The organism is Streptomyces sp. Ag109_O5-1, from assembly GCF_003814875.1.
Taxonomy (GTDB): Bacteria; Actinomycetota; Actinomycetes; order Streptomycetales; family Streptomycetaceae; genus Streptomyces; species Streptomyces sasae.
In genome coordinates, this window is record NZ_RKQF01000001.1 from 7921408 (window position 1) to 7936785 (window position 15378).

The window sequence follows — 15378 nt, forward strand, 5'->3', positions numbered from 1 at the left end:
CCCATGTGCGTCAGTGTCTGCCGTGCCCCCGAGACAGGGCCCAGCCTAAGGCGGATATACCGTGGACGGGCAGTACAGCCGAAGGAGTCCCCATGGAGCACAACCCCCCGGCCGCCTGGCTGACCCAGGCCGCGAGCGCCGCCCAGCAACAGGGCTCGGGCGACCTGCTCCGGGTCGTCCTGATCGTCATGTTCCTGGGCTGCGGGCTGACCGCCTGGTTCCTGCTGCGCGGGTACAAACAGAAGGACGACTGAGCCGCCGGGATCGTTCCCGGCCCGGTGTGACGCGGGAGTCGGCCCAACGGAGGAGTCGGCGTGATCGCCGCCGGGCCGCCCGCATACGATGGGCCGAAATCTTTATCCCGTCCACACGCGATAGGTCCTGCCGCAGATGATGAATCTCCACAGCACCGCTGCCCAGTTGGTCACCCTCGCCGCCGAGGGCGAGGGAGGCGGCAACCACGACAGCCTCAACCCGCTCGTCACCGGCGGCAGCGCGTTCATCATCCTGCTGCTCCTGCTGTGGATCACCACCCGTTTCAACCGCGACCGCTGAGTCGGCCGCCGAGCCCGGCACCCGTCCTCCGGACGGGGCCCACGGGCCGGGCCGGTAGGGTCTGCACGCATGGGAGAGCAGGACATGCCTACCGGTCCGGCGAATGACGCGGTCGGCCACGTCGACGGCACGGCGACAACCCCGCGGTACACGCCGGCGGGCCCCGCGCACACCGGCAAACGCCGCCTCGGTGTCATGGGCGGAACGTTCGACCCGATCCACCACGGGCACCTCGTGGCGGCCAGCGAGGTCGCCGCCCAGTTCCACCTCGACGAGGTGGTGTTCGTGCCCACCGGGCAGCCGTGGCAGAAGACCCACCGCGCGGTCTCACTGGCGGAGGACCGCTATCTGATGACGGTCATCGCGACCGCCGAGAACCCGCAGTTCTCCGTCAGCCGCATCGACATCGACCGCGGCGGCCCCACCTACACCGTCGACACCCTGCGCGACCTGCGCGCGCTCAACCCCGACACCGACCTGTTCTTCATCACCGGCGCCGACGCCCTCGGCCAGATCCTCACCTGGCGGGACTCGGAGGAACTCTTCTCCCTGGCCCACTTCATCGGCTGTACCAGGCCCGGGCATCACCTGACCGACCACGGCCTCCCGGAGGGCGGCGTCTCGCTGGTGGAGGTTCCCGCGCTCGCCATCTCCTCCACAGACTGCCGTGCGAGAGTCGCCAAGGGCGACCCCATCTGGTACATGGTGCCGGACGGAGTCGTGCGCTACATCGACAAGCGCGAGCTGTACCGCGGCGAGTGAGCCGAGAGGGGCACCGGTGAACGACCGATACGACGCGGGTTACGGAAGCGACCAGTACGAACTCGTCGGCTACGACGAGTACGGGCAGCCGGTGTACCGCCAGATCCCGGCGCAACAAGAGCAGCAGACGTACGGCCCGTACGCCGGACAGGGGTACGGCTACGACCCGTACGCCGACGGCGGCCAGCAGGCCGCGCCGCCGTACGACACCGGCCAGCAGTCCGCCGTCCACGACATCGGCCGGCAGCCGCCCACGCCCGCCCACGACCCGTACGGCACCGGCGGCCATGCCGTCCACGACCCCTACGGGCAGGCGGCCGGCAGCGGACGGCAGTCCCGGGTCGCCGAACAGACCGCGCACATCCCGCAGCAGCCCGGGCCGGTCGGGGAACCCGTCGGATCCCGGCAGCCCGGGGACGAACGGGACTACCACACCGGACAGTTCGCGTTCGCCGAGGAACCGGACGGTGACTCCGAGGACGTCATCGACTGGCTGAACTTCACCGAGAACCGCACCGAGCGCCGGGAAGAGGCCAAGCGCCGCGCCCGCAGCCGGATGATCGCCCTGGTCGTCGTCCTCGCCCTGGTGGCCGTCGGCGGCGTCGGCTACCTCTGGTACGCCGGAAAGATCCCCGGCCTGTCCTCCTCCGGCGCCAAGGGCGGTACGACGACGTCCGCGGCCGCCCAGAAACGCGACGTGATCGTCGTCCACCTGCACAACACCGGGGGCAGCGGCACCTCGACCGTGCTGCTCGTCGACAACACCACCACCAAGCAGGGCAGCACCGTCCTGCTGCCGAACTCGCTCGCCCTCACCGACGACGACGGCACCACCACGACCCTGGCCAAGTCCGTCGACGACGACGGCTCCTCCGGGACCCGCGACCAGCTCGACACCGTCCTCGGCACCAACATCGAGGGCACCTGGCGTCTCGACACCCCCTACCTGCAGAACCTCGTCGAACTCGTCGGCAACATCGACATCGACACCAACGCCGACGTCCCCGACCCGGACACCAAGAAGAAGGGCGCGGAGCCCCTGGTCAACAAGGGCAAGGACCAGACCCTCGGCGGCAAGGCAGCCGTCGCCTACGCCACCTACCGCGCCACCGGCGAGGCCCAGAACGCCCAGCTGGAGCGGTTCGGGCAGGTCATGCAGGGCGTGCTGCGCAAGATGTCCTCCGACGCGTCGGCCGCCACGACCACGGTGGAGACCCTCGCGCAGATCCTCGACCCCTCGCTCACCGACAAGGACCTCGGCGCCTTCCTCGCCAAGCTCGCCGACCTCGCCAAAGGCGGCGACTACAAGACCGCCCTGCTGCCCGTCCAGAGCGACGGCACCCTGAGCGCCCAGACCAGCTCCAGTGTCGTCAAGGACATCCTCGGCGGCACCGCCAAGAGCCCCAGCGCAGGCTCCGCGGTCCGGGTCTCCGTCCAGAACGCCACCGGCGTCAAGGACAACACCGAGAAGGCCCGCGTGGTCCTCGTCAACGGCGGCTACACCTTCCTGGAAGGCGGTACGGCCTCCGGCACCCAGGCCACCTCCAAGGTGCTGTACTCCGACGCCGCCGGCAAGGAGAACGCCACCGAGGTCGCCAAGACCCTCGGACTCGGCGCGAAGGACGTGGCGAAGGGCACCGTCGGCTCGGGCGCCGACGTCTCGGTCGTCCTCGGACTGGACTACAAACCGTCCTCGTCCTGAGCACGCTCCGCCGCACCCCACGTGACGCAGTAATCACGTGGGGTGCGCTCGGTGGTCCGTGAGACCCTTGGTGTCAAACGACCGCCGACGGAAAGCCAAGTAGTGACCGCCACCGACCGTTCCCTCGAGCTCATCACCGCCGCCGCCCAGGCGGCCGCCGACAAGCTCGCCCACGACGTCATCGCCTACGACGTGAGCGATGTCCTGTCGATCACGGACGCCTTCCTCCTGGCCTCCGCGCCCAACGACCGTCAGGTCAAGTCGATCGTCGACGAGATCGAGGAACGCCTCCAGAAGGAACTCGGCGCCAAGCCGGTGCGCCGCGAGGGCGACCGCGAGTCCCGCTGGATCCTGCTCGACTACGTCGACATCGTCGTCCACGTCCAGCACAGCGAGGAGCGCGTCTTCTACGCCCTGGAGCGGCTGTGGAAGGACTGCCCGGAGATCGAGCTGCCCGCCGACGCCAAGGCCACCCGCGGCAAGGCCGCGGAGCACGCCCGGCTGCAGGCCTCCGAGGACGCCGCAGAACCGGGCGGAGAGTGGTGATGAGCGCCACCGGAGAGGTCACCGACCGCAAGGGCCGAGGCCGCCGGATTATCCTCTGGCGGCACGGCCAGACCCTGTGGAACGTGGAGCGCCGCTTCCAGGGCTCCACCGACGTCGAGCTCACCGAGACCGGCATCGGCCAGGCCCGCCGCGCGGCGCGGCTCCTCGCCTCCCTGGGCCCCGACGCGATCGTCTCCTCGGACCTGCGGCGTGCCGCCGACACGGCCGCCCAGCTCGCCGCCCTCACCGGCCTCGACGTGGTCCATGACGAGGCGCTGCGCGAGACCTACGCGGGCGTGTGGCAGGGCCTCACCCACGAGGAGATCATCGCCCGCCACGGTGACGAGTACGCCGCCTGGAAGCGCGGTGAACCGGTCCGCCGCGGCGGCGGCGAACTGGAGACCGAGGTCGCCGACCGGGCCGCCCCCGTCGTGCTCGGGCACGCCGAGAAACTGCCCGAGGACGGCACCCTCGTGGTCGTCAGCCACGGCGGCACCATCCGCACCACCATCGGCCGCCTCCTCGGCCTGGACTCCCAGCACTGGGAGAGCCTCGGCGGACTCACCAACTGCTGCTGGTCCGTGCTCGGCGAAGGCGCCCGCGGCTGGCGGCTCCTGGAACACAACGCCGGCACCCTCCCGGAGCCCGTCCTCGGCGACGACGACTGAGGATCCTCGGCCGCCGGCCGAGGATCCTGCGGCCACCCGGGCCGCCCCGGGACCCGGATTTCACTTTCCGGCAGGTCGCAGGCTAAAGTTCTTCTTGTTCGCCCCGCCAAGCGGAAAGACGGGAAGAACGCAAGGGGCTATAGCTCAGTTGGTAGAGCGCCTGCATGGCATGCAGGAGGTCAGGAGTTCAATTCTCCTTAGCTCCACAGATCGACACTCCACACACTGTCGAGTTGTCAAAGATCGGTGACGAGAATCCCGTCCTCTTCAGAGGCCGGGATTTTCTGTGTTCCACTCCCGCATGATCTCGGCGGCCTCCTCGTCCGTCACCGGCCACAGCCGCTGCCTGCGCTCCCGCAGCAACGCGACCTTCTCCCGCGTCCGTTCGTCCTCCGGCGTGTAGACCACGATCCGGGACTCCGGCATCCCGTCGATCGACAGCGACTGCGAGGTCATCCGCAGCTCGCCCACCGCCTCATGACGGAACGTCTTCACCCGCGGCCCCGGCTGCGCCACCGCACCGCTCGCCCACAAGCGGGCGAAGTGCGGACTGGACCGGGACAGCGCCCGTATGAAGTCCTCCCAGGCCGGCTCGCCGACATGTCTGCCGTAGCTCGAACGCAGGGTCGCCGCCATCGTCGGCAGTTCACGCTCCCGGTGCACCACCGGGCAGGCCTCCTCCGACACCGTGAACAGCGTCCACAACACGTTCGGCACGCCGATCCGCACCGTCTCCGGCACCAGGAACAGGTCCCGGTAGGCCGCGTTGGTGGCCAGCACGTCGTAGCGCGACGTGTACACCACCGCGGGCAGCGGATCCAGAGCGTCGATGATGCCCTGCACCTCCGCGCCGACCGACCGGGACAACCGCTCAGGCGCCGCCGCGTACGCCACCTCCGCCAGCCGGTACAGATGCTCCCGCTCCGGCGTGTCCAGCCGCAGCGTGCGCGCCACCGCGTCCAGCACCTGCGGCGACGCGTTGATCGGCCGTCCCTGTTCCAGCCACGTGTACCAGGTCACGCCCACGCCCGAGAGCTGGGCGACCTCCTCCCGCCGCAGCCCCGGAGTGCGCCGCCGCAGCCCCGGCGGCATACCGACGTCCGCCGGTGTCACCCGGGCCCGCCTGCTGCGCAGAAAAGCCGCCAGCTCCGGCCTGCGTCGGTGCGCTGCCGCCCCCATGGTCACGCCCCCCGTCGTCATGTCCTCCAGCGTGCGCCCCCGGCCCACCTCCTGCCAGGTGCTGCCAGTACCAGCATCGCCGGGCTCTCGGCACCCGTACCGGCCCGTCGCCACGCTCGGACGCATGACGACGACATCCCGGACGGGACCAGGTCCCGCACCCGCTCCGAGCCCCGTGACAATCGAAACACCCGGCACCGACAACCGGCCCTGGCTGCTCCTCGCGGTCGTCCTCGCGGCCCTGTTCATGGCCGTGCTCGACGTCTTCATCGTGAACGTCGCAGCTCCCACCATGGGTTCCGAACTCCATGCCTCCGGCGCCGACTTGCAACTGATCGTCGCCGGCTACGCCATCACCTACTCGGTGCTGCTGATCACCGGCGCCCGCCTCGGCGACCGGCTCGGCCACGGCCGGGTCCACCTCACCGGACTCGCCCTGTTCACGACGGCCTCACTGGCCTGCGGCCTGGCCCAGGGCGCCACCGAGCTGATCGTGTTCCGGCTGGTGCAGGGCGCCGGTTCGGCGGTGATGATCCCGCAGGTCCTCAGCATCATCCAGCGCGCCTTCACCGGCGAGGCCCGCATCCGGGCGCTCGGCGCCTACTCCGCGGTCCTGGCCGTCGGCGCCGCGGCCGGCCAGGTCGTCGGCGGCGTCCTGGTCAGCGCCGACCTGTTCGGCACCGGCTGGCGGCCGGTGTTCCTCGTCAACGTGCCGGTCGGCGCCGTACTCCTCGTCCTGGGCCGGCGTGTCCTCCCGCCCGGCACCGGATCCGGGGCGGAGCGGACACGCGGCCTGGACCTGCCCGGCCTCGTCCTGCTCGGCGCCGCCGTGTCGCTGCTGACGGTTCCCCTGGTGCTCGGACAGGAGGAGGACTGGCCGCTGTGGTCCTGGCTCTTCCTGGCCGCCTCCGTGCTCCTGCTCGCGCTGTTCTGCGGCTACGAGTCCCGGCTGGCCCGGCGCGGCGGCGCCCCGCTGATCGCACCGCGGGTGCTGCGCCACCCCGGGATGGCGCCGGCCGTCCTCCGCATCCTCGCCGTCATGGCCGTCAACGCCGGTTTCCTGTTCACGCTCACCCTGCACGTCCAGCTCGGCCTCGGCTACAGCGCCCTGCGTGCCGGTCTCACCTTCGCGCCGACCGCCGTCGTTTTCGGCACGGTCGCCCTGACCTGGCGCAGGTGGCCCGCCTCCTGGCAGCGGGCGCTGACCCCGGCCGGATTCGCGCTGACCGCACTGGGCGTGGCCGGCGTCGGAGCGGCCTTCCACGGGGGCGGCGACGGGGGCGCGTGGTTCTATCTGGCGTACGCCGGAGTGGGCGTGGGGCTCGCGCTCGCCTTCAGTCCGACGCTCACCGGCGCGCTCGCAACCGTGCGCCCCGAGGACGCCGCGGACGCCAGCGGTCTCCTGGCCACCGTCACCCAGCTCGGTCAGCTCATCGGGGTCGCCGCGTTCGGCACACTGTTCTTGAACCGGCTTGAGTCACTTGGGGGCCCACGGGCGTATACCTCTGCGGAGGCGCTGTCAGCCTGTGCCTGGGCGCTGGCCGCAACGGCGGCCGTGGGTGCTGTGTCCGGACTGGTACTGAGGCGTCGCTGACCGTATTGGTCCGGCCGTGGCAGAATCAAACGGCCGGAAGGGGGCGCGGCCCGACGGGAGGAGTAGCGATGCCTGCGAGCATCCTTGGGGAGGGCGGCCACCTCCTCGGTGCGGCGTTGATACGGGACACGATCACCCGGCTGCTCTGCCCTTCCTGCGGTTCCGTGCATGTGGCCCAAGTACTGGGCGACAACGGCGGGATCTCCTACGTGTGCACGGCCTGCGGCCACAGCTGGAGCTGATCGATGGGTGCACACAGGCGGAAGTGCGACTGGTGTGGGAGCGGCACTCCGATCGTCCGCGACATGGAGCCGATCAACCCCGACTACCAGTACTGGTGCGAAGAATGCGCGCGGGCGCTGATCATAAAAGGCGACCCGATCGAGACCTACCGTGAGCTGGAGGGCGAGCCGATCTACGGCCGCCTCCTCGAAGAGCACTGCACGCTCAAGAGGTTCTACTCCTTCGTCACGGCCTGAGCTTCGTCGGCCTGGGCTTCGGCATGTCCTGAGCGGGGCGGCCTCGGCGACGATGTCCGGGCGAGCGCCAGGAACAGCACGCCGGTGACCGAGTACAGCGCCGACAGCGTCAAGCCGACGGCGCTCTGGTGCAGTTCGGGCCGTCCCTGCCCGTGTGGAACCCACCACAGCGCGTACGAGCAGAAGACCGTCATCGTGCCCGCGGCCACCGCCCGGTGCCCGTGCGTCCACAGCAGCAGCACCACGGGCACGCACCACACCCAGTGGTGCGACCAGGACACCGGGCTGATCAGCAACGCGGTCACCGCGCACGCGGCCACCGCCCAGCTCCGTCGGCCGTGCAGCTCCGCGGCGACCGCCACAGCGAGTCCCAGGACGGCCGTCAGGGCTGCTGCGGCGGTCCAGACGGATCCCGGCTCCGGAGTGTGCAGCAACCGCGCCAGAACGCCGCGCAGGGCCTGATTCGCGGTCTCCTCGGCCCGCCCCACCCGCCCCGTCCGGAACACCATCGCGGTCCAGAACCGCCACGAGTCGTACGGCAGGGCGGCCACCGCCAGCAGGGTCGCCCCCGCGAAGGTGGCGGCCGCCCCGCGCGCGTGCCGCAGCCAGGGGCCCCCGTCCCGGCCCCCGAGGCGCGCGACCAGGCCTGTGGCGAGCAGGAACACCGCGAACAGGGCCGGCGTCAGCTTGACCGCTGCCGCGAGCCCCACGCCCACCCCCGCCCACCGGTCCGGGCGTTCGGCGGGACGGCGTGACAGATCCCACAGCACCAGCACGGACAGCAGCAGATTCACCTGCCCGTAGCGCACCGTCGTCCACACCGGCTCGCACCACACCGCCGCCGCCGCGACCCACAGCACGCCCTCCACGCGCGCGTGCCCCACAAGCCGCATCGACAGCCCGACGAACACCACCAGAAGGACGAGATTCCCGGCCGTCGCCAGCGTGCGCATGCTCGTGACGTCCAGCAGCGTCAGCGGAGTGAACAGCAGAGCCGCGAACGGCGGGTAGGTGGACGGCAGATGGGCCGCCGTCGTACGCAGCGTGTAGAGATCGCCGCCCGCGCGGACGGTAGTCCCCTCCGCCCGGTAGACCATCAGGTCGATCATCGACACATGCGCGGCCCGCTGCGCCACCCAGAACGCCGTGAACGACAGGACGCACGCCCCCAGAGCCGCCGGCACCCGGCGTCGGGTCCCGGAGAACGCGATCACGGTCATGAAGTCCGACAGTAGCGTCCGTATCCGTACAGAACGGAAACGATTTGGTGGTCCACCCCGTCGACCGTGTAATGTTGGCGTCGCCGCCAGGGAAACCCGGCGGACCAAAACAAGGGGCTATAGCTCAGTTGGTAGAGCGCCTGCATGGCATGCAGGAGGTCAGGAGTTCAATTCTCCTTAGCTCCACAGAAGTCGAAGGCGGACCGTCCGGATGGACGGTCCGCCTTCGACGTTGTTCGGGAACATCAGAAACAGTTCTGCGGAAACACCGGAAACATGTGCCATGTGTAAGGCGGGCCACCCGACCGGGTGGCCCGCCTTACACATGGTGCTCGTCGTTGTGCCGATGCGGTGCGGTCAGCGGCCCAGGGCGCGGCGGCCGCGGCCCTGCGAGAGAACCGGCAGGTTCTTGGCCGGCGCCTGCGAACGCGTGTCCTCCTCGATGCGCAGGGCGAGCGCCGGGCAGCGGCGCACCGCGCGGATCGCCTTGGCCTCCGCGAACCGCGGCACCTTCGCCTGCGCGACCGTCGGGAAGCCGTCGGCGCCCAGCTCGAAGACCTCCGGGAGGATGTCCGCGCACAGACCGTGGCCCCGGCACAGCGTCCAGTCGACGTAGATCTTCTGACGGCTGCCGCCACCGTTGTCCTCGGGCTCTCCGCCGCCCGGGATGCCCGTAGGCATCTTGCCGTCCTCGAAGAGCGGCAGAACGCCCTCCACGGGCCGTCCGCAGCCGTTTCCGAGGACGTGTGCCGCCAGGTCGTCGGTGAACGCCTTGATCGTCGACTCGAGGAACATCGCGGAGCCGTCCGGGTGCGAGCACGCACCGCGCCGTTTCACGTTCTTCGCGACCTGCTTGAGTGCCTCCAGCGCCGCGGGGCCGCCGCCGTTCAGGATGTCCTCCATGCCGCGCGCGGCCGCCGGCAGACCGAGGTAGCAGGGGCCGCACTGCCCCGCGCTCTCCTCCGCCAGCCACTGGGCGACCCGCAGCGACTCGCCCAGGGGGCATGTGTCCTGCGTGATCGGCAGGATCGCGCCCGCGCCGAGCGCACCGCCCACCGCGTCGAGGGAGTTGCGGGAGACGATCGCCTCGTTGACCGTGGCCGCGTCGATCCACCTGCCGTGGTAGCCGCCGGTCAGCACGCCCTGCGGGACCGGCGGGGCGCCGGCCAGCTGCAGGACGTAGCGCAGCGGCACACCCGTGGGGACCTCGATCACCATGGGGCGGGCGACCGCACCGGAGACCGTCAGCATCACGGTGCCCGGCTCGTCGTACAGACCGGTGTTGCCGTAGCGCTCCGGCCCGATACGGGCGGCGATCGCCAGCTGCGCGAACGTCTCGGCGTTCGACAGCAGCGTGGGCGCTCCGCCGACGCCGTTCTGCGAGGCGCTGGTCTTGCGGCCTGGCGGGATCGCCGGGCCGCCGTCGATCGAGCGGATCAGCGACGCGGCGGCGCCGGTGACCATGCGGACCGGGTTGCGCTGCACGAACGCCTTCAGAGCCGAACGGCGGCCGGTGCTCAGACCCCGTTCGGCGAGCGCCTGCTCCATGGAGCGCTGTGTGGACTCCCGGGTGACCCCCACCACGAGCGTGCGGGCACCCAGTGCCTCGGCGCACAGCAGGGCGCCGTCCAGGATCAGGTGCGGAGCACGGTTGATCAGCACCGTGTCCTTGCGGCAGGCCGGCTCGTCCTCGCTGCCGTTGACGACGACCACCGGCCGTATGCCGCGCTTGATCGCGGCTTCGGCGACCGAGCGCAGCTTTTTGTGGAAGGGGAAGCCCGCGCCGCCGCGGCCCTTCAGGTTGATGCGTTCGGAGAGCTGCGCGAGCTGCTCCCCGCCCAGGGGTTCAAGCGGCCCGTGCACCTTGAGGTGCATGGGCAGATCGAGTCTTTCGACAAGGTCGAAGCCCGACGTGAGCTGCGGAAGGCCGACCACGCGGACTTCTGGGACGTCGGGCAGGGCCTCGTTCACCTATAGCCTCCGGAAGGCGTGTTCCAAGGTTCGCCCGAACCCGGTGCGTCGAAGGACGCGCCGGGCGCTGGTTCGTTGGCGGGACCGCTGTTGTACGTGTCATTCGAGTTGTACGTCCCGTAGCGGGCGTTCGTCTCACCGGTGTCGTACACATCACGTCCTCCCGCTCCACCCGCGCCCGAATTGCCGTAGACCGGGATGTTGTATCCGGTGTCCTGGAGCGGGTCGTACGCCGAGGGGGGCGCCTCACCGACCGGCGGCGGGGACGGGATCGGCCAGCTGCCGGAGGTACTGGCGGGGCCGTCCATGCGCGGCATGGCCTGGGTGCCCTGCATGTCCATCCGCTCCATCCGGGCGGTCTGGCCGGCCGCGAACGGCGACTGGGGCTGGCCGGGCGTGGTCGTGGCGCGGTAGGCGGCCGCGAAGCCGGAGGTCGGCTCGGGGGTGGGTGCGGCGGACGGGAACAGCGGGTTCGACTGCGAGGTCGCCGTGTCGGCCCGCGACGGCCTCGGCTCGCGCTCGCGCTCCCGCCCGCCTTCGTAGCCCTGCAGGCCGGACTCGCCGACCCGGGCGCGGCTGGCGTCCAGCTCGTTCAGGCTCGACCGCTCCGAGTCGCCCAGGAGCGTGACCAGCCGGTCGGCGAACTTGCGCTTGAACGGGCGCGGCGCGGCACGCAGCGCGAGGGCCGCGATGATCCCGGCCAGGCACAGCTCGTACGAGATCATGAAGAACGGCTTCGCCGGGCGTCCTGCGAACAGGCCGTGGATCACCGCGAAGCACAGGGCCGGGTAGGCCATCATGTGCATCGCGCGCCAGCGGGCCGCGACCGGTGCGGGGGTGGCGAACTGGTTGCGCAGCGCTCCGGTGATGCCCACGAAGATCATGAGGTAGGCGGCCAGGGAGCCCATGCCGATGAGGGTGGCGCTGCCAGGATTCGCGCCCCCGCTGCCTGTGACGAGCCAGCCGAAGGGGATCAGGGCCGCGATCCAGTCGGCGTGGTCCAGCGCGATCTTGACGCCGATGTGCACGAACAGGAACGCGATCGAGGCGACCGCGGTGACCCGGTGGATGGCCTGCGCCACGATCCGCTGGCGGATGTTGAGGAGAATCCGGTCCTGGGCGACCAGGCCCCAGATGCACGAGCAGGTGAGGCAGACGAGCGCCAGCACGCCCGCACCGAAGTTCAGGAACTGCTGCAGCCAGTTACCTCCGAGCAGGACGATGACGGGTATGAGCAGCAGAACGACAGCGGATGCCACCCCATAGGCCGAGCGGCCTGGCTTGGGGAGCGAGCTGTTACTACGACGAGGGTTCATGGGGGCAACTCCGAGCAGTTCGGGAAAGCGGTCCCGGTGCCGCAGCCTAAGTGGCGCCATACCGATCAGTACGAGGTTTGAGTTATTGCGTTGTTATCAAAGAGCGGTGTGGCCCTTGTGATGTCCCTTAGTGGACGGTACGCGAAGAAAAATTTGAACCTGGTTCAACTCTCGTCCCGATGGTCGCCTTAGACGCACGTGTCAACCGTTGATACGTAAGCGCGTCGCAGCTTGCTCAAGCGCTGCGGTACCCTGACGCCATGCGTGCCGTACGCCTTCTGCTTAGCGGGCCGCGCTGATCAGTCCCGACCGCCGGACGAAACGGCTGGTCGGCATCGGCGCGGCGTCCCCTCCTGTGCGAGGGGATTTTTCGTTTCTAGAAAGTTCGCAGCCGCAGGCAGAGACGACCGATGGAGCTTTGAGGATCATGAGCGAGACGAACCCCGCTGCCGCCGCCACGTCGGCGGAGGCCGCGCCGCACCGCTACACGGCCGCTCTGGCGGCCGACATCGAGGCACGCTGGCAGGACTTCTGGGACGTCGACGGCACGTACGCGGCGCCGAACCCCGAGGGCGACCTGGCGGGCGACCCCGAGCTGGTCGCCAGGCCCAAGAAGTTCATCATGGACATGTTCCCGTACCCGTCCGGTGCGGGCCTGCACGTCGGACACCCCCTGGGCTACATCGCCACCGACGTCTTCGCCCGCTTCCAGCGGATGAACGGCCACAACGTCCTGCACACCCTGGGCTTCGACGCCTTCGGCCTGCCCGCCGAGCAGTACGCCGTGCAGACCGGCACGCATCCGCGCGTGTCCACCGAGGCCAACATCGAGAACATGAAGGCCCAGCTGCGCCGGCTGGGCCTGGGCCACGACAAGCGCCGGTCGTTCGCCACGATCGACCCGGACTACTACAAGTGGACCCAGTGGATCTTCCTGCAGATCTTCAACTCCTGGTACGACGACGAGGCCGACAAGGCCCGCCCGATCACCGAGCTGATCGCCCAGTTCGAGTCCGGCGAGCGCTCCGTACCGGGCCACACGCGCGCGTGGAACGAGCTGACCGCCGCCGAGCGCAGTGACGTCCTGGGCGAGTTCCGGCTGGCCTACGCCTCCGACGCACCGGTCAACTGGTGCCCCGGCCTGGGCACCGTGCTGGCCAACGAGGAAGTCACCGCCGACGGCCGTTCCGAGCGCGGCAACTTCCCGGTCTTCAAGGCCAAGCTGCGCCAGTGGAACATGCGCATCACCGCCTACGCCGACCGGCTGCTGGACGACCTGGAGGCGCTGGACTGGCCCGAGGCCATCAAGCTGCAGCAGCGCAACTGGATCGGCCGCAGCGAGGGCGCCCGCGTCGACTTCCCCATCGACGGCGAGAACATCACGGTCTTCACCACGCGCCCGGACACGCTGTTCGGCGCGACCTACATGGTGCTGGCCCCCGAGCACCCGCTGGTCGACAAGTTCGTCCCGGCCGCCTGGCCCGAGGGCACCCACGACGTGTGGACCGGCGGCCACGCCGGCCCGGCCGAGGCCGTCGCCGCGTACCGCGCACAGGCCGGTGCCAAGTCCGACGTGGAGCGGCAGGCCGAGGCCAAGGACAAGACCGGCGTCTTCACCGGCGCGTACGCGACCAACCCGGTCAACGGCGAAAAGATCCCGGTCTTCATCGCCGACTACGTGCTGATGGGCTACGGCACCGGCGCGATCATGGCCGTCCCGGCCGGCGACCAGCGCGACTTCGAGTTCGCGCGCGCCTTCGAGCTGCCGATCGTCTGCATCGTCGAGCCGACCGACGGCCGCGGCACCGACACCGCGACGTGGGAGGACGCCTTCGGGTCGTACGACGCGAAGATCATCAACTCGTCCAACGACGACATCAAGCTGGACGGTCTGCCGGTCGTCGAGGCCAAGGCCCGCATCACCGAGTGGCTGGCCCGCAAGGGCATCGGCGAGGGCACCGTCAACTTCCGGCTGCGCGACTGGCTGTTCAGCCGCCAGCGGTACTGGGGCGAGCCCTTCCCGATCGTCTACGACGAGGACGGCGTCGCCCACGCGCTGCCCGAGTCGATGCTGCCGCTGGAGCTGCCGGAGGTCGAGGACTACTCGCCGCGCACCTTCGACCCCGAGGACGCCGACACCCAGCCCGAGACGCCGCTGTCGCGCAACGAGGAATGGGTCAACGTCACCCTGGACCTGGGCGACGGGCCGAAGAAGTACCGCCGCGAGACCAACACCATGCCCAACTGGGCAGGTTCCTGCTGGTACGAGCTGCGCTACCTGGACCCGCACAACAGCGAGCAGCTGGTCGACCCGGAGATCGAGCAGTACTGGATGGGCCCGCGCCAGGGCATGCCGCACGGCGGTGTCGACCTGTACGTCGGCGGTGCCGAGCACGCCGTGCTGCACCTGCTGTACGCCCGTTTCTGGTCGAAGGTCCTGTACGACCTGGGGTACGTCTCCTCCGCCGAGCCGTTCCACAAGCTGTTCAACCAGGGAATGATCCAGGCCTACGTCTACCGCGACTCCCGCGGTTTCCCGGTCCCCGCCGCCGATGTCGAGGAGCAGGACGGCGCCTACTTCTACGAGGGCGAGCAGGTCACCCGTCTGCTGGGCAAGATGGGCAAGTCCCTGAAGAACGCGGTGACTCCGGACGAGATCTGCGCCGAGTACGGTGCCGACACGCTGCGTCTGTACGAGATGGCGATGGGTCCGCTGGACGTCTCCCGGCCGTGGGACACGCGCGCGGTGGTCGGCCAGTTCCGGCTGCTGCAGCGGCTGTGGCGCAACATCGTCGACGAGGCGACCGGTGAGATCACCGTCACCGACGCCGAACCCGACGAGGAGACGCTGCGTGCCCTGCACAAGGCGATCGAAGGCGTCCGCCAGGACCTGGAGGGCCTGCGCTTCAACACCGCCATCGCCAAGGTCACCGAGCTGAACAACCACCTGACCAAGGCCGGTGTCGCCGTGCCGCGTACGGTCGCCGAGCCGCTGGTGCTGATGATCGCGCCGCTGGCCCCGCACATCGCCGAGGAGCTGTGGCGCAAGCTGGGCCGCACCGACTCGGTCGTGCACCGGGACTTCCCGGTCGCCGACCCGCAGTACGTCGTCGACGAGACCGTTACCTGCGTCGTCCAGATCAAGGGCAAGGTCAAGGCACGCCTGGAGGTGCCTCCGGCGATCTCCGAGGAGGAACTGGAGAAGGCGGCGCTGGCCGACGAGAAGGTCGTCGCGGCGCTGGGCGGCGCCGACATCCGCAAGGTGATCGTGCGCGCGCCGAAGCTGGTGAACATCGTCACGGCGTAACGCCGCAGGCCGCCTCCGGGTGGTCCCCTACGGGCAGGTTCGGGGTTCTTCCGGAACCCTGGGCCTGCCCTTTGCGTTT

The 15378-nt window shown here is 70.0% G+C and carries 14 protein-coding genes and 2 tRNA genes; 12 read left to right on the forward strand and 4 right to left on the reverse strand.

Features of this window, described 5'->3' with window-relative positions:
- The first annotated feature begins 92 nt into the window (after positions 1–92).
- The 7 genes from EDD90_RS55810 (at position 93) to EDD90_RS35975 (ending at position 4439) form a co-directional block, all read left to right on the forward strand.
- Positions 93–254, forward strand: a complete 162-nt coding sequence (locus EDD90_RS55810) for a hypothetical protein (protein WP_185149345.1) — start codon at positions 93–95, stop codon at positions 252–254.
- A gap of 136 nt (positions 255–390) precedes the next feature.
- Positions 391–555, forward strand: a complete 165-nt coding sequence (locus EDD90_RS55815; RefSeq protein WP_185149708.1) for a hypothetical protein — start codon at positions 391–393, stop codon at positions 553–555.
- A gap of 69 nt (positions 556–624) precedes the next feature.
- Positions 625–1317, forward strand: a complete 693-nt coding sequence (gene nadD, locus EDD90_RS35955) for a nicotinate-nucleotide adenylyltransferase (RefSeq protein ID WP_123977029.1) — start codon at positions 625–627, stop codon at positions 1315–1317.
- Positions 1318–1333: 16 nt separating this feature from the next.
- Positions 1334–3019, forward strand: coding sequence for an LCP family protein (locus tag EDD90_RS35960; protein ID WP_123977030.1), 1686 nt, complete (start codon positions 1334–1336; stop codon positions 3017–3019).
- Positions 3020–3121: 102 nt separating this feature from the next.
- Entirely contained in the window at positions 3122–3565 is a 444-nt protein-coding gene (gene rsfS / locus EDD90_RS35965; RefSeq protein ID WP_123977031.1) for a ribosome silencing factor, read from the forward strand.
- Entirely contained in the window at positions 3565–4233 is a 669-nt protein-coding gene (locus tag EDD90_RS35970; RefSeq protein ID WP_123977032.1) for a histidine phosphatase family protein, read from the forward strand. Before rsfS ends, EDD90_RS35970 begins: the two co-directional genes overlap by 1 nt.
- A gap of 133 nt (positions 4234–4366) precedes the next feature.
- A tRNA-Ala gene (locus EDD90_RS35975) sits at positions 4367–4439 on the forward strand.
- Between the two features lie 61 nt (positions 4440–4500).
- On the opposite strand, the gene EDD90_RS35980 is transcribed toward EDD90_RS35975, so the two are convergent.
- Positions 4501–5433: a helix-turn-helix transcriptional regulator gene (locus EDD90_RS35980; RefSeq protein WP_123977033.1), complete on the reverse strand. Its 933-nt coding sequence runs from the start codon at positions 5431–5433 to the stop codon at positions 4501–4503.
- A 226-nt stretch (positions 5434–5659) separates the two neighbouring features.
- Here EDD90_RS35980 and EDD90_RS35985 point away from each other — a divergent pair, with 226 nt between their 5' ends.
- The 3 genes from EDD90_RS35985 to EDD90_RS35995 all read left to right on the forward strand — a co-directional run bounded on the left by EDD90_RS35985 (position 5660) and on the right by EDD90_RS35995 (position 7485).
- A complete protein-coding gene (locus tag EDD90_RS35985; protein ID WP_398928688.1) occupies positions 5660–7006 on the forward strand; it encodes an MFS transporter in 1347 nt (448 codons plus the stop codon).
- A gap of 68 nt (positions 7007–7074) precedes the next feature.
- Positions 7075–7248 carry a hypothetical protein gene (locus EDD90_RS35990; RefSeq protein WP_123977035.1) on the forward strand — a complete coding sequence of 58 codons (174 nt, stop codon included), beginning with the start codon at positions 7075–7077 and terminating at the stop codon, positions 7246–7248.
- Between the two features lie 3 nt (positions 7249–7251).
- A complete protein-coding gene (locus EDD90_RS35995; protein ID WP_006136074.1) occupies positions 7252–7485 on the forward strand; it encodes a hypothetical protein in 234 nt (77 codons plus the stop codon).
- Here the strand turns inward: EDD90_RS35995 and EDD90_RS36000 are convergent.
- Positions 7464–8705, reverse strand: coding sequence for a glycosyltransferase 87 family protein (locus tag EDD90_RS36000; protein WP_123977036.1), 1242 nt, complete (start codon positions 8703–8705; stop codon positions 7464–7466). The genes EDD90_RS35995 and EDD90_RS36000 overlap by 22 nt on opposite strands.
- A gap of 113 nt (positions 8706–8818) precedes the next feature.
- Here EDD90_RS36000 and EDD90_RS36005 point away from each other — a divergent pair.
- Positions 8819–8891: transfer RNA gene (locus EDD90_RS36005), tRNA-Ala, on the forward strand.
- A gap of 171 nt (positions 8892–9062) precedes the next feature.
- On the opposite strand, the gene EDD90_RS36010 is transcribed toward EDD90_RS36005, so the two are convergent.
- Complete coding sequence (locus tag EDD90_RS36010) at positions 9063–10676, reverse strand: NADH-quinone oxidoreductase subunit NuoF family protein (protein ID WP_123977037.1); 1614 nt, start codon at positions 10674–10676, stop codon at positions 9063–9065.
- A complete protein-coding gene (locus tag EDD90_RS36015; RefSeq protein ID WP_185149346.1) occupies positions 10673–11992 on the reverse strand; it encodes a ferric reductase-like transmembrane domain-containing protein in 1320 nt (439 codons plus the stop codon). The genes EDD90_RS36010 and EDD90_RS36015 overlap by 4 nt, the downstream gene beginning before the upstream one ends.
- Positions 11993–12419: 427 nt before the next feature.
- Here EDD90_RS36015 and leuS point away from each other — a divergent pair, with 427 nt between their 5' ends.
- On the forward strand, positions 12420–15299 hold the full coding sequence (leuS, locus tag EDD90_RS36025; RefSeq protein WP_123977039.1) for a leucine--tRNA ligase: 2880 nt from the start codon (positions 12420–12422) through the stop codon (positions 15297–15299).
- The last annotated feature ends 79 nt before the right edge of the window (positions 15300–15378 follow it).

What these genes read in the sequence shown, in the direction of transcription:
- EDD90_RS55815 (WP_185149708.1), top strand. Translation starts at nt 391, where the DNA reads ATGATGAATCTCCACAGCACCGCTGCCCAGTTGGTCACCCTCGCCGCC.
- EDD90_RS35995 (WP_006136074.1), top strand. Translation starts at nt 7,252, where the DNA reads ATGGGTGCACACAGGCGGAAGTGCGACTGGTGTGGGAGCGGCACTCCG.
- EDD90_RS36000 (WP_123977036.1), bottom strand. Translation starts at nt 8,705, where the DNA reads ATGACCGTGATCGCGTTCTCCGGGACCCGACGCCGGGTGCCGGCGGCT.
- EDD90_RS35985 (WP_398928688.1), top strand. Translation starts at nt 5,660, where the DNA reads ATGGCCGTGCTCGACGTCTTCATCGTGAACGTCGCAGCTCCCACCATG.
- EDD90_RS55810 (WP_185149345.1), top strand. Translation starts at nt 93, where the DNA reads ATGGAGCACAACCCCCCGGCCGCCTGGCTGACCCAGGCCGCGAGCGCC.
- EDD90_RS35970 (WP_123977032.1), top strand. Translation starts at nt 3,565, where the DNA reads ATGAGCGCCACCGGAGAGGTCACCGACCGCAAGGGCCGAGGCCGCCGG.
- EDD90_RS36015 (WP_185149346.1), bottom strand. Translation starts at nt 11,992, where the DNA reads ATGAACCCTCGTCGTAGTAACAGCTCGCTCCCCAAGCCAGGCCGCTCG.
- EDD90_RS35990 (WP_123977035.1), top strand. Translation starts at nt 7,075, where the DNA reads ATGCCTGCGAGCATCCTTGGGGAGGGCGGCCACCTCCTCGGTGCGGCG.
- EDD90_RS35980 (WP_123977033.1), bottom strand. Translation starts at nt 5,433, where the DNA reads ATGACGACGGGGGGCGTGACCATGGGGGCGGCAGCGCACCGACGCAGG.
- leuS (WP_123977039.1), top strand. Translation starts at nt 12,420, where the DNA reads ATGAGCGAGACGAACCCCGCTGCCGCCGCCACGTCGGCGGAGGCCGCG.
- nadD (WP_123977029.1), top strand. Translation starts at nt 625, where the DNA reads ATGGGAGAGCAGGACATGCCTACCGGTCCGGCGAATGACGCGGTCGGC.